A 13,669-nucleotide genomic window follows, 5' to 3' on the forward strand; every position below is an offset into this window, starting at 1 on the left:
CCTATGATGTGCAAGTGCCTGACTACTGCATTCGCACCGCCCGTCCCGGCGACCTCGACGGGGCCCGGGCCCTCATGCTCGACACCGTCTACCGCGACTTCGGCACCGGGTACGTGCCGCGCTGGCACGGCGACATCATCGATCCCGCCGCCGCGTACCTGATCCCCGACCGGCACACGCTGCTGGTCGCGCTGGACGCGGACGGCGAGGTCGTCGCCACGGGCGCGCTGGACTCGCGCGGTCCGCTGCATCCGCCGAACCCCCGGCACATCGCCGAGCGCTACCCGTCCGGCGCCACCGCGCAGTTGCGTCGCGTGTACGTCCGCCGCGAACACCGCCGGCGCGGACTCGCCCGGCGGCTGGTCGCCGGCCTGCTCGCCTTCGCGGCGGCGGACGGCGGCTACCGCTCCGTCTACCTGCACACGGACCCGTCCGTCGAAGGCGCCGAGGGTTTCTGGCGCTCGATCGGGACCGTCGTGCACGACGAGCGCGAGGACCCCGCCGCCGCCCACGCGGTCGTGCACTTCGACGTCCCCCTCGACGCCCACCTCTCCGACGCACCCTCACCCCACCACGTCATAGGCCGGTAAGTCCGATGCGCTTCCCCCGCCGACGGCGGCTCGCCGCCGCCCCCGCGCTCGCCTCCTCCTGGCGCCGGGAGAACGACCGCACCTGGCTGTTCACCCTGCGTGAGGCCGACTTCCAGGACGGCACCGCACTCACCCCGGCCGCCGTCGCCGCCTCCCTCACCCACGCCACCCGGGCCCGGCCCGCCCCCGCCGCCCTCTCCGGCGTCGCCCTCACCGCCCAGGCCGACGGCGCCACCGGCCGCCCGTCCTCGCCGTCGCCGTCGTCGCCTGGGACCCGCTCGCCGCGCACACCTCGGCGCTGCTGAGCCAGGAACGCGCCACCGTCCACCTCACGGCGCCCCGGGCCCTCGGCGCCGGACCCTGGTACCTGCTGCGCAGCGAACTCCTGCCGGCCGTCCTCCCGCCCGTCGCCCGCCACGCATTGCTGCGCCTGCCCGGCGTCGCCCTCGCCCTGGACTCCCTCGGCTTCCTGGGCCTCGGCGCCCTACTCCCGTCCGCCGAGTGGGGGTTGCCGCTCGCCGAGAACCAGCCCTGCGCCGAACGCGCCCCCTGGGCCGTCCTGGCCCCGGCCGCCGTCCTCGCCCTGCTCGGAGCGCTCGCCGTGACGGCGGCGGGCGGCGTGCGACTGCCCCGGCTGCGACGAGGCCGACGACAGGGGCGTACCGCCGAACCTGTCGCGGAACGCGTCACCAGTGAACCGGAGTCGGCGGCGACGCGATGACGCCCCGCGCGCCCGCACCGCCCCGCCGGTTCGCTCACCGGCGGGTGAGATGGGTGAGGGTGACCCCGCTGGGGAACGCGGTGCGTTCGGCGACGTCGAACACCGTGGGGTCGAAGGCGCCGTCGAAGGCCGGGATACCGGCGCCGGCCACCACCGGGTAGCTCTTGACCACCAGTTCGTCGATCTCGGGCAGGACGGCGCCCGCGAGCTTGCCGCCGCCGCAGAGCCACACGTCCAGCCCTGTGCCCTCCTCCCGCTTGAGTTCGCGGACGAGGGCGAGCGGGTCGCCGGGGACGACGGTGACGGCCGGGTCGACGTCGGGGTCGAGCGTGCTGGAGACGACGTACTGCCGCAGGTGGGCGTACGGGCTGGTGATGCCCGCGTCGAGGGCGGGACGGTAGCCGCCCAGGCCCATCACGACGGTGTCGAAGTGCCGGTTCGGCGCGTCAGCGAGGCCGGCTGCGGCGCGGAAGGCGGTCGGGACCGTCTCGGGGTACAGGGCGTTGGTCCAGGCGACGTAGGCGGCGGCCTGCCGCTCGTCACCGGCCGGGTAGAAGTCGAACTCGCCGCCGGGGCCGGCGATCCGGCCGTCGAGGGAGACGGCGATGTAGTACACGAGCTTTCGCATCCGAGATAACTCCATACGTAGTACTCTCTCTGTAGTGGTGTAACCGTAGTACTACATGTGGAGTGGTGTCAATGGTGAGGCGGAACGAGGAACGGCGGGCGGCGCTCGTCGACGCCGCGATCGAGGTGCTGGCAGCGCAGGGCGCGCGAGGGCTGACGTTCCGGGCGGTGGACGCCGAGGCCGCCGTGCCCGTCGGCACCGCGTCCAACTACTTCGCGAGCCGCGACGATCTGCTCACCCAGGCCGGCGCCCGGGTCTACGAACGGCTCCAGCCCGACGAGGCCACGATCGCCCGGCAGCGGACGGCGGGCCGCGACCGGGAGACGTACGTGGAGCTGATGCGTGAACTCGTGGGCCGCGTCGCCGCGTTCCGCACCGGATACCTGGCGCTGCTCGAACTGCGCCTGGAGGCCACCCGACGCCCCGAACTGCGCACGGTCCTCACCGAACGGGTGCGGGCCGACGTCGACGCCAACGTCGCCTACCACGAGGCGTCCGGCCTCCCCGGCGACGCCATGGCCGTCAAGTTGCTGATTCTGACGCTGAACTGGCTGATCGTCGAACAGCTCACCCTGCCGGACGTGTTCACCGAGGCCGAACGGGACGAGTTGGTGGCGGCGGCGGTCGAACGCATCGTGGCGGCGGAGTAGCCGCACCCGCCGACGCCGACGCCGACGCCGACGCCGACGTCGACGCCGGGGCGCACGAGCGGCACGGACGACGGCGAAGGGCCCGAACCGTGAGACCGGTTCGGGCCCTTCGCCGTCAAGTCCTGGCCCCCTGGCGGGGGTTGTGGGTTCAGCGCGTGGCGAGCTCCAGGCGGGGCTCCGCGGCGGCGGCGGGCAGCACCCGGGAGGTGCGCCACAGCCACAGGACGTCCCGGCCGAAGGACCACACCAGCAGGGTCAGCGCGAGCAGGGCGACACCGAAGTTGGCGGCGTACGGGAGCAGGCCCGCGCCCGCGACCAGCAGGCAGACACCCTGCATCGCGGCGACCGTCTTGCGGGCCATGCTCGGCGGGAGCGGAGCGTTCAGCCACGGGGCGACGCGGGCCGCGGCGACGAATGCGTAGCGCATGCCGCCCATCAGCAGCACCCACGGGCCGAGCTCCATCGACACGTACACGCTGAGCACCAGGATCAGGAACGCGTCGACCTCCATGTCGAACCGCGCTCCCAGCGCCGTCGACGTCCCGGTGCGGCGGGCGACCTTGCCGTCCACGCCGTCCAGGACCAGGGCCACCGCGGTCAGCCCGACCAGCAGCGAGACCGGCGGCGCGCTGACGAAGGAGTCCGCGACCAGCGCGGTGACTCCGCCCACCAGGGTGGCGCGGCCGAGGGTGACCCGGTTGGCCGGGCCGAAGGAGCGCAACTGCGAACGGTGCAGCGCCCGGGAGAGCACCGCCCAGGTGGCGACGGCGAAGACGAGCCCGGTCACCCAGCCCGCCGGCCCCATGCCGATCGCCGTGCCGAGGAAGGCCAGCAACAGGACCTGCACGCCCGCTCCCACGGCGGTCTCCTGCTGGACCAGCCTCGCGTCGTAAGTGTTGTTCAGGGCCACCGCACATCCTCCGGCCAGGTGACAGAGTCGATCAAGGCCGCGTACTGTGCGCGACCTGTGCCACACCTCGGTACGTGAACAAGTTCCCGATCGTTCAGGAGGACGCCGATGAACCGCACCGCACGTGCGTTCTGGATCGGTTCGCCCGGTCATGGCGAGATCCGTGACCTCACCCTGCCGGACCCGGCGCACGACGAGGTCGTCGTACGGTCCCTGTACTCGGGTGTCAGCCGTGGCACGGAGACCCTCGTCTTCCGCGGCGGCGTGCCCGAGAGCCAGCACACCGCGATGCGGGCGCCGTTCCAGGAAGGCGACTTCCCGGCGCCGGTGAAGTACGGCTACCTCAACGTGGGCGTGGTCGAGGAGGGCCCGGCCGAGCTGAAGGGCCGTACCGTCTTCTCCCTCTACCCGCACCAGACCCGCTTCGTCGTCCCGGCGAGCGCGGTCACGGTCGTCCCGGACTCCGTGCCCGCCGCACGGGCCGTCCTCGCCGGCACCGTGGAGACGGCCGTCAACGCCCTGTGGGACGCCGCGCCGCTCGTCGGGGACCGGATCGCGGTCGTCGGCGGCGGCATGGTCGGCTGCTCGGTGGCCGCGCTGCTCGCCCGCTTCCCCGGCGTCCGCGTCCAGCTGGTGGACGCCGACCCGGCCCGCGCCGCTGTCGCCGAGGCGCTCGGCGTCGGCTTCGCGCGCCCCGAGGACGCCCTCGACGGCTGCGACCTCGTCGTGCACGCCAGCGCCACCGAACAGGGCCTCGCCCGCTGCCTGGAGCTGCTCAGCCCCGAGGGCACGGTCGTCGAACTGAGCTGGTACGGCGACCGGCAGGTCACCCTCCCGCTCGGCGAGGCCTTCCACTCCCGCAGGCTCGTCATCCGCAGCAGCCAGGTCGGCACCGTCTCCCCGCGCCGCGCCGGCCGTACCTACGCCGACCGGCTCGCCCTCGCCCTCGATCTGCTGGCCGACCCCGCGCTGGACGCCCTCGTCACCGGAGAAAGCGGTTTCGAGGAGTTGCCGGCGGTCATGCCGAGGCTCGCCGCAGGGGAGATCCCCGCGCTGTGCCACCGTGTCAGGTACGAGGCCGATCCCGGCCGCGACCACGACGAAAGCGCCTGACCTGAGAAAAGAGTGAGAGACGGCTGAACACGGGGAAGCGAAGAGCCGTACTACTCGGCATCCCCCGGCGCCCGACGGCCGGAGGACCAGACGCGCCGCACCTGGAGGGTCGTCCGTTGTTCAGTGTCACCGTCCGCGATCACATCATGATCGCCCACAGCTTCCGCGGCGAGGTCTTCGGACCCGCGCAGCGCCTCCACGGGGCGACGTTCCTTGTGGACGCCACGTTCCGCCGCGAGCAGCTGGACGACGACAACATCGTCGTCGACATCGGCCTGGCGACCCAGGAGCTCGGAGCCGTGGTCAGCGAGCTCAACTACCGCAACCTGGACAACGAGCCCGACTTCGCCGGAGTCAACACCTCCACCGAGTTCCTCGCCAAGGTGATCGCCGACCGGCTCGCCGAGCGGATCCACAAGGGCGCGCTCGGCGAGGGCGCCCGCGGTGTCGCCGGCATCTCCGTCACCCTGCACGAGTCGCACATCGCCTGGGCGAGTTACGAGCGTGCGCTGTGACCGACGTGACCCTGGAGAAGGCCGTCCCCCAGGCCCCCCTCGCCTACGTGCCCGTGCAGTCGCCGCCCGCGCAGAGCGTGCCGGCGCAGACGGTGCCGGCGCAGACCGGGCCCACGAAAACGGACGCTCCCAAGACCGGCGGGATCATCCCCATGTCCCTGCGCACCGTGCACTTCGTCATGCCGGGCGGCGTCGACGACCCGGCGAACCCCAGCGGCGGAAACGCCTACGACCGGCGGCTCTGCCTCGACCTCCCCGGCTTCGGCTGGCAGGTCCACAAGCACCTCGTGTCCGGCGAGTGGCCCCGCCCCGGCGCCGCCGCCGGCCATGAACTGGCCCGCACCCTGCGCGAGCTGCCCGACGGGACCATCGTCCTCATGGACGGACTGGTCGCCTGCGGCGTCCCCGAGATCGTCGTCCCGGAGGCGGAGCGGCTGCGGCTCGTCATCCTCGTGCACCTCCCGCTCGGCGACGAGCGGGGCATCGCCCCCGAGGTGGCGGCCCAGCTCGACGCCAAGGAGCGCGAGGTGCTGCGCGCCGTCCCCGCGGTGGTCGCCACCAGCGAGTGGGCCGTCCGCCGCCTCGTCTCCCATCACGGCCTGGCCCCCGAGAAGGTGCACGTCGCCGCCCCCGGCGCCGACATCGCGCCGCTCGCCTCAGGCACCGACGGCGTCTCCCGCCTGCTGTGCGTGGCCGCCGTGACCCCGCGCAAGGGCCAGCACCGGCTGATCGAGGCGCTCGCCGCGGTCACCGACCTGCCGTGGACCTGCTCCTGCGTGGGCGGCCTCGGCCAGGACCCGGAGTACGTCGACCACCTGCGCCGCCTCATCGCCAAGTACGGGCTCGAGGACCGCCTGGAGCTAGCGGGCCCGAAGGCCGGCGCCGAGCTCGACGCCGCCTACGCCCGCGCCGACCTGATGGTCCTCACCTCCTACGCCGAGACCTACGGCATGGCGGTCACGGAGGCCCTCGCGCGCGGCATCCCCGTCCTCGCCACGGACGTCGGCGGACTGCCCGAGGCCGTCGGCCGCGCCCCCGACGGCGGCGTCCCCGGCATCCTCGTCCCGCCGGAGGACCCGGCCGCCCTCGCCGCCGAACTGCGCGGCTGGTTCGGCGAGGCCGACGTGCGCCGCCGGCTCAAGGCCGCCGCCCGCGGCCGCCGCGCCGCCCTGAACGGCTGGGCTTCCACCGCCCAGAGCCTGGCCGGCGTCCTCGGCCGGCTTCCCAGCGAACCCCGGAGGGCCGCATGAGCAAGACGACGGTGACCCCCGCGGAGCGGCCCGCCGCGGCCACGCCCGCCACATCCGCCATATCGGCCGTTCCGGCCCAGCCGGGGCCTCGGGAGGCGTCCTTGGACACCGACATCAGCACCAGCGTCGACAACCGGGACCTCCCGGCGGGCGACGACTCCGCCGTCATCGCCGGCGCCGGCCCCGTGACCCGCCCCGGCGAGCGGCCCACCGTGCGGCTGCGCGACGACGCCGGACCGGAGGAGCCGCCCCGCTACGCCCCCGAGTGGCTGCAGCTGCGCGAGCCCGCCGACGCGGCCGCCCGCGCGCTGGACCTGCTCGACCCGCTGCGGATCCGGTTGGCCAACCTGCCGGGCCGCCCCGGCGGGCTGGTCGTGCACGACCTGGGCTGCGGCACCGGCTCGATGGGCCGCTGGCTGGCCCCCCGCCTCGACGGCCCCCAGCACTGGATCCTGCACGACCGCGACCCCTACCTCCTGCACTTCGCGGCCGTCGCCTCCCCGCGCGCCGCCGCCGACGGCAGCCGGGTCACCGTCGAGACGCGGCGCGGAGACGTCGCCCGGCTCACCCCGGACGCCCTGGTCGGCGCCTCGCTGGTCACCGCGTCGGCGCTGCTCGACGTCCTCACCCCCGAGGAGATCGACGCTCTCGCCGCCGCCTGCACCGGAGCGGGCTGCCCGGCGCTGCTCACCCTGTCGGTCGCCGGGCGCGTCGACTTCGGCGAGGCCGACCCGATGGACGACGAGATCGCCTCCGCGTTCAACGACCACCAGCGGCGCGGCGGCCTCCTGGGCCCCGACGCGGTGACCGCGGCCTGCGAGGCGTTCGCCGACCGCGGCGCGACGGTGAAGGTCAACCCCAGCGCCTGGCGGCTCGGCCCGGAGCAGGCGGCCCTCACCGCGCAGTGGCTGCGCGGCTGGGTCGGCGCCGCCGTCGAGCAGCGCCCCGAACTGGCCGCCCGCGCCGACGAGTACCTGACCCGCCGGCTGGCCGCCTGCTCGGCCGGCGAGCTGCGGGTCGACGTCCACCACAGCGACCTGCTGGCCCTCGCCCGGCCGACGGGCGGCGCCTGATGGGTGCGGAGACGGCGGACGCGCAGGTGCCCCCGACCGCGCGCACGAGCCGGCGCGAGGACACGACTGCGGTCGTGCGGCTGTCCGGAGCCTCCGCCGCGGTGACGGCGGACGGGCCGGCGCGGTCCTTCCTCGCCCGTCTCAAGTCCCCCGCTCTCCGCACCCACATCGGCACGCTCGCCGGAGTCGTCATCCTCGCCGTCCTGCTGTGGCGGATGGGGACCGGCGTATTCCTGGACGGGCTGCGGCGGATCGACGCGCCCACACTGCTGGCGGCGGTCGGCATCGGCGTGGTCACCACGGTGTTCAGCGCCTGGCGTTGGGCGCTGGTGGCGCGCGGCCTGCGGATCCGGCTGCCGCTCGGCCCGGCGGTCGCCGACTACTACCGCTCCCTCTTCCTCAACGCCGCCCTGCCCGGCGGCATCCTCGGCGACGTGCACCGCGCCGTGCGGCACGGGCAGAGCGCCGGCGACGTCGGACGCGGCGTGCGGGCCGTCGTCCTGGAGCGCACGGCGGGACAGCTCGCGCTGGTCGTCGCCGGGGCCGGGGTGCTGCTGACGCTGCCGTCGCCGGTGCGCGCGGACGTACGGCACGTCGTCCCGCTCGTCGCCCTCGGCGCCGTGGGCGCGCTCGCCGTCCTCCTCGCCGTGCGCATGAACTCCCCGGCGCGGCGCAGGGGCGGCCGGATCCGGGCGGCGCTGGCCGAGGCGCGCGAGGGGCTGCTGTCCCGGCGCAACGGGCCCGGCGTCGCCCTGTCGTCGCTGGTCGTCCTCGCCGGGCACATCGCCACGTTCGTCGTGGCCGCCCGGGTCGCCGGGTCCGGCGCCTCCGTCCTGGCGCTGCTGCCGCTGGCCGTCCTCGCCCTGCTGGCGATGGGGCTGCCACTGAACGTAGGCGGCTGGGGGCCCCGGGAGGGCGTCACCGCCTGGGCGTTCGGCGCGGCCGGCCTCGGCGCGGGCACCGGCCTCTCCGTGGCCGTCGTCTACGGCGTGCTCACCTTCGCGGCGGCCCTGCCGGGCGCGGTGGTCCTGCTGGTCCGCTGGTACAGCGCCCTGCGCGCCCGCCGGGAGGCGCCCGCGACCACCGCTGCGACGACCGGGACCGCGGACCCGGCGCCGGCGGCCGCGCACCGGGCGGGCGGTCAGCGATCGTCCTCCGCGGGCGTTTCCGCCGAACTCCAGGAAGGCGTCCGCGCGGAATCCGCGGACGGGTCCGTCAGCAGCGAGAAATACGCGGCGAAGGAATCCGTCAGGCTCGCCAGCAGTTCCTTGCCCTTTTCCGCCGACCCCAGGGAAGGACGGCCGATGACGCCCGAATCGGTATAGGCGGACATTCCCAGCGTGAGCAGATGGCGACGGTCGTCCGCCGTGAAATCGGCCGACTCGTGACCGGGCCGGACGACTTCGGGGTGGGTGTGCAGCAGGATCGAGGTCTCGATCTCCCCGGCGTGCATGTCGGTGAGGAGAGAGGTCGACACCCCGGACCGCTCCAGCGCCTCCTCCCAGTCCTCCGGGGCGGGGAAGAGCGCCATCCGCTCACCGCGGGCGGAAGCCTCCTGGACGACGTTGCCCAGGACGTAGTTCCCCCCGTGTCCGTTGACCACGACCAGGGCTTCGACGCCCGAGCGGCGCAGCGACGCCGCGATGTCCCGTACCACCGCGTGAAGGGTCACCGAGGAGATGCTGACGGTTCCCGGCCAGGCAGCGTGCTCGTGCGAGCAGGCGATGGTCACCGGAGGGAGGAGCTGCACCGGGTACGCTGCGGCGACCTCCGCGGCTATGGCGCACGCGACCAGCGTGTCGGTGGCCAACGGCAGGTACGGACCGTGTTGTTCGAAGCTTCCGACCGGAAGGACCGCCACCTTGACCGGGACGCCCGACAGCCGCCCTCGTACGTCTTCCGTGGTGTCCGCCGGCAACAGTCCGTGCGCCGCCGACCGTTTGTCCGAACCACTCATCTTTTCCCGGCCTTTCGTCTCTGCTTAGGAACCAGATCATGACAGAAAAAATTGGCGTGCTCGGCAAGAAGACCTCGCAGCGCACCGGTGTGGAACGCGTGGTGAATGCGCCCCTGCCCACCGTCTACGGGAAGTTCCAGGCGGTCGGATATCTCGACCACGACCGCGGTGACGAGCAAGTGGCCCTCGTCCACGGCGAGATCGGCTCGGAGGACGTGCTGATCCGGCTGCACTCGGAGTGCCTGACCGGTGACGCCTTCGGTTCCCAGCACTGCGAGTGCGGCGACCAGCTCGACGCCGCGATGCGCGCCGTCGTCGCCGAGGGCCGCGGCATCGTCGTCTACCTGCGCGGTCACGAGGGCCGCGGCATCGGTCTGCTCGCCAAGCTGCGGGCCATGGCGCTGCAGGCGGAGGGCCTGGACACCGTCGAGGCGAACCTCGCCCTCGGCCTGCCGGTGGACGCCCGCGACTATCGCGTGGCCGCCGAGATGCTCAAGGACCTGGGCGTGCGCTCGGTCCGCCTGATGTCGAACAACCCGCGCAAGCGCGAGGCGCTGGTGGACAACGGCATCCAGGTCGCCGAAGAGGTGCCGCTGCTGATCCCGCCGTGCGAGAACAACATCACCTACCTGCGCACCAAGCGTGAGCGGCTGGACCACCACCTGCCGCACCTGGACGCGGTGGCCCACTGGTCCTGACCCCGCTCCCGGTCGCACGAGCGTCGTCCCGAACGCGCGGCCCCGGGGTACGACGGCCTCGGCCTCGGCGACTCGGGCCGAGGCCGCGCGCGTGAACGGCCGCGCCCCGGTTCAGCCGACGACCGCCTCGTGCACCAGGCGCTTGAGGTCGGGGTAGAGCTTCAGGGACTTCCTCGGCCGCAGCTGGGTCAGGAACTGCACGGTCAGATCCCGGCTCGGGTCGACCCAGAACGTGGTCGTGGCCACCCCGCTCCAGCCGAACGTGCCCATACCCGCGGGGGCCTGGGTGCGGGCCGGGTCGATCACGACGGAGACGCCCAGGCCGAAGCCCACGCCGTCGTTACCGGGCTCGTCGTGGGCGGGGCGGCTGCCGACGGTGCGCAGGTCGGCGCCGCCGGGCAGGTGGTTGCGGGTCATCAGGTCCACCGTCTTGGGCCGCAGCACCCGCACGCCGTCGAGCTCGCCGCGCCGGCGGAGCATCTCCATGAAGCGGTGGATGTCGTAGGCGCTCGCCACCATGCCGCCGCTGCCCGACAGGAACCGGGGCCGCCCGGACAGCGGCAGCCCCGCGATCGGCTGTATGGCGCCGCCGTCGGTGTCCCCGTACAACTCGGCCAGCCGTACGGCCTGTTCGTCCGTCACCTGGAAGCCGGCGTCGGGCATGCCGAGCGGCCGGAAGACGCGCTCGGCGAGGAACTCGTCCAGGGGCCGGCCGGAGACGACCTCGATGATCCTGCCGAGGACGTTGGTGGCGACCGAGTAGTTCCACTGAGTGCCCGGTTCGAACTGCAGGGGAAGGCGTGCGTACGCCTCGACGGTGCCGGCCAGGTCCGAGCCCGGCAGCACGGCCGAATCGAGTCCGGCCTCGCGGTAGAGGGCGTCGACCGGGTGACAGTGGTAGAAGGCGAAGGTCAGGCCGGCGGTGTGGGTCATCAGGTGCCGCACCAGGAGCGGTTGCCGGGCCGGCCGGGTGGTCAGGTCCGCGCCGGAGCCGGACACGTACACCCGCTGATCGGCGAAGGCGGGCAGGTGGTCGGCGACCGGATCGTCGAGGGAGAGGGCGCCGTCCTCCACCAGCGTCAGCGCGGCGACCGAGGTGACCGGCTTGGTCATGGAGTAGATGCGGTAGAGGGTGTCGGCCTCGACGGGGAGATCCGAGGCGATGTCACGCCGGCCGTGCGTGGTGAGGTGGGCGACCCGGCCGCCGCGGGCGACGGCCAAGAGGAAGCCGGGCAGACGGCCCTCGTCGACGTGGTGGGCGACATGCCGGTCCAGACGGTCCAGCGCCTTCGCGTCGAGCCCGACCTCGCGCGGGTCGACCTCTTGCCGCAGTTGTGCCATCGCTTGCCTCCGTTGCGCTCGTACGAGGCGCGCTCCGGCACACCTCGCGGAACGCCCTCAGCACTCATCGTCGCCCAGGGACGGCGCCCAGGAGCCCCTTTCCACGCCGTGACCTGTGTGCTCTGTGTCGCGCCGGCCGGCCCGGGACGAGACCTCCTCCGGCGGAGCGGGCCGCGGGCGCGAGGTGTCCGGGGCGCGGCCCGGCAGCCGGCGGCACACCCAGATCGCCGCCGCGGCCGCCGCGGCCAGGACGGCGAGGGGGAGGCGCGAGCCGCCCAGGTCCATCAGCAGCGCCGCGGCCGCCACGCCGAGCGCCGGCCCGACGTTCATCGCCGTCTGCTGCAGACCGCCCGCCACCCCGGCCGACTCCACGGGAGCCCGCCGTACGACGACATGGGTCCCCGCGACCATCACCGTGCCGAAACCCGCGCCCAGCAGGCCGAACCCGACGCAGAAGGCCGCGGCTCCCGAGGCCCCCGCGAGGACGAGCAGACCCGCGGTGAGGACGGCCGTCGCCGCGGCGAGGGTCGCCCGTGCGCCGGCCCGCCGCAGCAGGACGGCGGACGCGGGCGCCGCGGCCACCAGCAGCACGGCCAGCGGAAGACTGAGCAGCGCGGTGCGCAGCGGCGTGAGGCCCAGGCCGTCCTGGAGGAGGTGGACGCAGGCGAAGAGCGCGCCGTTGAGTGTGGCGGAGGCGGTGACCAGCAGGGCGAGCGCCGCGCCCACCATCGGGGAGCCGATCACGTCCGGCGGCAGCAGCGGAGCCGGCGTGCGGCGCTCGTGCCGGACGAAGGCGAGGCCCGCTACGCCCGCAATGAGCGCGACGAGCACGGTGACGACGGTGCCCGGGCCGCCTGTGCCGGGGGAGGCGAGAGGGCTGGCCAGGGTGTGCACCAGTCCCGCCAGCGCCACCGCGAGCAGCAGCGCACCCGTGACGTCCAACGCCGGACGGCCCGCCGCCCCGGAGCGCACACGCTCCCCGCCCCCGCCCGGCGAGGCGAGAGCGAGCACGCCGAAGACCAGCGCGGGCACGATGTTGACGAGGAACACCGCCCGCCAGCCGTACGAGGTGGCCAGCGCACCGCCGATCACCGGCCCGGCGGCCGCCGCCAGTCCGATCGCGGCCGTGCGCACGGCGATGGGCCGCCGCAGCCGCTCGGGCGGGTAGGCGACGCGCAGCATGCCGAGCGTCGCGGGCTGCGACAGCGCGCCGAACACGCCTTGTACAACGCGGAGTCCGATCACCCAGCCGATGTCGGGGGCCAGCGCGATGCCCACGGAGGCGGCGCCGAAGCCGAGCATGCCGACGGCGAAGGCACGGCGGTGACCGTAGCGGTCCCCGAGCCGGCCGGCGAAGACCAACAGGCTCGCCACCGCCACCAGATACCCGGTGCTGGTCCACTGCACCTGTGCGAACGACGCGTGCAGGTCGTGCCGCAGGGTGGGCTGCGCGACGGTCAGCACGGTGCCGTCCAGGGCGACGACCGCGGCGCCCGCCACACTGCTCGCCAGTGCGAGGGAGCGCTTCACCGCCCGGCCTCCGGTCCCAGGTGGGCGTCGAGCACGGTCCCCAGGAGCGGGCCGAAGTCCTCGCTCCCGGTGGCCAGTTGGAGACTGCCCCAGCGCCACAGCTGGGCCAGGCCGTGCAGGTTGGCCCACAGCGCGCCGGCGACCGCCCGCGCGTCGGCCTCGGGCCGCACGCGGGCCACGAGTTCCACCAGCACGCCGAACAGGGGCAGGCTGGTGTCCCTCAGCCGCAGATGCCCGCTCGCCAGCAGATCGTGACGGAACATCAGCTCGTACATGCCGGGCTGCTCGAAGGCGAACTCCAGGTAAAGGCGGCTGAGTTCGGAGAGCTGTGCGCGCGGGGGAGCGCCTCCGTCGCCCAGGGCCGAGGTCACCCGGCCGGCCAGTCCGGTGAACCCCCGGTGGGCCACGGCCGACAACAGTTCCAGGTGGGTGGGGAAGTGGCGGCGCGGAGCCCCGTGCGACACGCCCGCCCGGCGGGCGATCTCCCGCAGCGTCAACGCGTCGGCGCCCTGCTCGGCCAGCAGTTCCACGCCGACGTCGACGAGTCGCGTGCGTAGATCGGGCTCGTTCTCCTGCGGCGGTGTCACTGGGGCTCACTTCCGGAAGGCTCGGCTGTAGACAGTGTCTACCACGCCTCGGTAGACACTGTCTACGCCTGCCTGGGCAACCGGGCAGGCGTCAGCCGCTCAATGG

At 74.0% G+C, this 13,669-nt stretch carries 13 protein-coding genes and 3 pseudogenes; 10 read left to right on the forward strand and 6 right to left on the reverse strand.

The genetic code is table 11. The features are described 5' to 3' along the window. The first annotated feature begins 14 nt into the window (after positions 1 to 14). The 3 genes and pseudogenes from ACIOC0_RS36955 to ACIOC0_RS36965 all read left to right on the forward strand — a co-directional run. Positions 15 to 590, forward strand: a complete 576-nt coding sequence (locus tag ACIOC0_RS36955; RefSeq protein WP_402160815.1) for a GNAT family N-acetyltransferase — start codon at positions 15 to 17, stop codon at positions 588 to 590. A gap of 32 nt (positions 591 to 622) precedes the next feature. Further along, a pseudogene (locus tag ACIOC0_RS36960) lies at positions 623 to 859 on the forward strand (ABC transporter substrate-binding protein); the annotation flags it as partial. Beyond that, a pseudogene (locus tag ACIOC0_RS36965) lies at positions 832 to 1,311 on the forward strand (ABC transporter permease subunit); the annotation flags it as partial. The pseudogenes ACIOC0_RS36960 and ACIOC0_RS36965, both read left to right, overlap by 28 nt. Positions 1,312 to 1,345: 34 nt before the next feature. Here ACIOC0_RS36965 and ACIOC0_RS36970 read toward each other — a convergent pair. Continuing rightward, on the reverse strand, positions 1,346 to 1,939 hold the full coding sequence (locus ACIOC0_RS36970) for a dihydrofolate reductase family protein (protein ID WP_402160817.1): 594 nt from the start codon (positions 1,937 to 1,939) through the stop codon (positions 1,346 to 1,348). Positions 1,940 to 2,010: 71 nt separating this feature from the next. Here ACIOC0_RS36970 and ACIOC0_RS36975 point away from each other — a divergent pair, with 71 nt between their 5' ends. Beyond that, a complete protein-coding gene (locus tag ACIOC0_RS36975) occupies positions 2,011 to 2,589 on the forward strand; it encodes a TetR/AcrR family transcriptional regulator (RefSeq protein ID WP_402160820.1) in 579 nt (192 codons plus the stop codon). 148 nt (positions 2,590 to 2,737) lie between these two features. Here the strand turns inward: ACIOC0_RS36975 and ACIOC0_RS36980 are convergent, their stop codons facing one another. Continuing rightward, the gene (locus tag ACIOC0_RS36980) at positions 2,738 to 3,499 is read right to left on the reverse strand and encodes a CDP-alcohol phosphatidyltransferase family protein (protein WP_402160823.1); all 762 of its coding nucleotides are present in this window, start codon (positions 3,497 to 3,499) and stop codon (positions 2,738 to 2,740) included. Between the two features lie 108 nt (positions 3,500 to 3,607). Here ACIOC0_RS36980 and ACIOC0_RS36985 point away from each other — a divergent pair, with 108 nt between their 5' ends. From ACIOC0_RS36985 to ACIOC0_RS37005, 5 genes are all read left to right on the forward strand, one after another. Continuing rightward, complete coding sequence (locus ACIOC0_RS36985; RefSeq protein ID WP_402160825.1) at positions 3,608 to 4,612, forward strand: zinc-binding alcohol dehydrogenase; 1,005 nt, start codon at positions 3,608 to 3,610, stop codon at positions 4,610 to 4,612. A 116-nt stretch (positions 4,613 to 4,728) separates the two neighbouring features. Further along, positions 4,729 to 5,127 (forward strand): 6-carboxytetrahydropterin synthase, encoded by a 399-nt coding sequence (locus tag ACIOC0_RS36990; RefSeq protein WP_130437707.1) that lies wholly within the window; start codon positions 4,729 to 4,731, stop codon positions 5,125 to 5,127. Continuing rightward, on the forward strand, positions 5,124 to 6,377 hold the full coding sequence (locus ACIOC0_RS36995) for a glycosyltransferase family 4 protein (protein ID WP_402160828.1): 1,254 nt from the start codon (positions 5,124 to 5,126) through the stop codon (positions 6,375 to 6,377). The genes ACIOC0_RS36990 and ACIOC0_RS36995 overlap by 4 nt, the downstream gene beginning before the upstream one ends. Further along, on the forward strand, positions 6,374 to 7,450 hold the full coding sequence (locus ACIOC0_RS37000) for a trans-aconitate methyltransferase (protein WP_402160831.1): 1,077 nt from the start codon (positions 6,374 to 6,376) through the stop codon (positions 7,448 to 7,450). Before ACIOC0_RS36995 ends, ACIOC0_RS37000 begins: the two co-directional genes overlap by 4 nt. Next, positions 7,450 to 8,775 (forward strand): lysylphosphatidylglycerol synthase transmembrane domain-containing protein, encoded by a 1,326-nt coding sequence (locus ACIOC0_RS37005; RefSeq protein WP_402160833.1) that lies wholly within the window; start codon positions 7,450 to 7,452, stop codon positions 8,773 to 8,775. Before ACIOC0_RS37000 ends, ACIOC0_RS37005 begins: the two co-directional genes overlap by 1 nt. Here ACIOC0_RS37005 and ACIOC0_RS37010 read toward each other — a convergent pair. Beyond that, positions 8,742 to 9,407, reverse strand: a pseudogene (locus ACIOC0_RS37010) (creatininase family protein); the annotation flags it as partial. The gene ACIOC0_RS37005 and the pseudogene ACIOC0_RS37010 overlap by 34 nt on opposite strands. Before the next feature lie 38 nt (positions 9,408 to 9,445). Between ACIOC0_RS37010 and ribA the strand changes: the two are divergent. After that, complete coding sequence (gene ribA / locus ACIOC0_RS37015; RefSeq protein ID WP_402160836.1) at positions 9,446 to 10,105, forward strand: GTP cyclohydrolase II; 660 nt, start codon at positions 9,446 to 9,448, stop codon at positions 10,103 to 10,105. A gap of 111 nt (positions 10,106 to 10,216) precedes the next feature. On the opposite strand, the gene ACIOC0_RS37020 is transcribed toward ribA, so the two are convergent. Genes ACIOC0_RS37020 through ACIOC0_RS37030 form a run of 3 tightly spaced genes read right to left on the reverse strand, consistent with a single transcriptional unit; the run spans position 10,217 to position 13,563 of the window. Next, a complete protein-coding gene (locus ACIOC0_RS37020; protein ID WP_402160838.1) occupies positions 10,217 to 11,446 on the reverse strand; it encodes a serine hydrolase domain-containing protein in 1,230 nt (409 codons plus the stop codon). 57 nt (positions 11,447 to 11,503) lie between these two features. Continuing rightward, positions 11,504 to 12,976 (reverse strand): MFS transporter, encoded by a 1,473-nt coding sequence (locus ACIOC0_RS37025; RefSeq protein WP_402160841.1) that lies wholly within the window; start codon positions 12,974 to 12,976, stop codon positions 11,504 to 11,506. Continuing rightward, entirely contained in the window at positions 12,973 to 13,563 is a 591-nt protein-coding gene (locus tag ACIOC0_RS37030) for a TetR/AcrR family transcriptional regulator (RefSeq protein WP_402160844.1), read from the reverse strand. The genes ACIOC0_RS37025 and ACIOC0_RS37030 overlap by 4 nt, the downstream gene beginning before the upstream one ends. Between the last annotated feature and the right edge of the window lie 106 nt (positions 13,564 to 13,669).

It is taken from the genome of Streptomyces sp. NPDC088254 (assembly GCF_044740925.1).
Classification (GTDB): domain Bacteria; phylum Actinomycetota; class Actinomycetes; order Streptomycetales; family Streptomycetaceae; genus Streptomyces.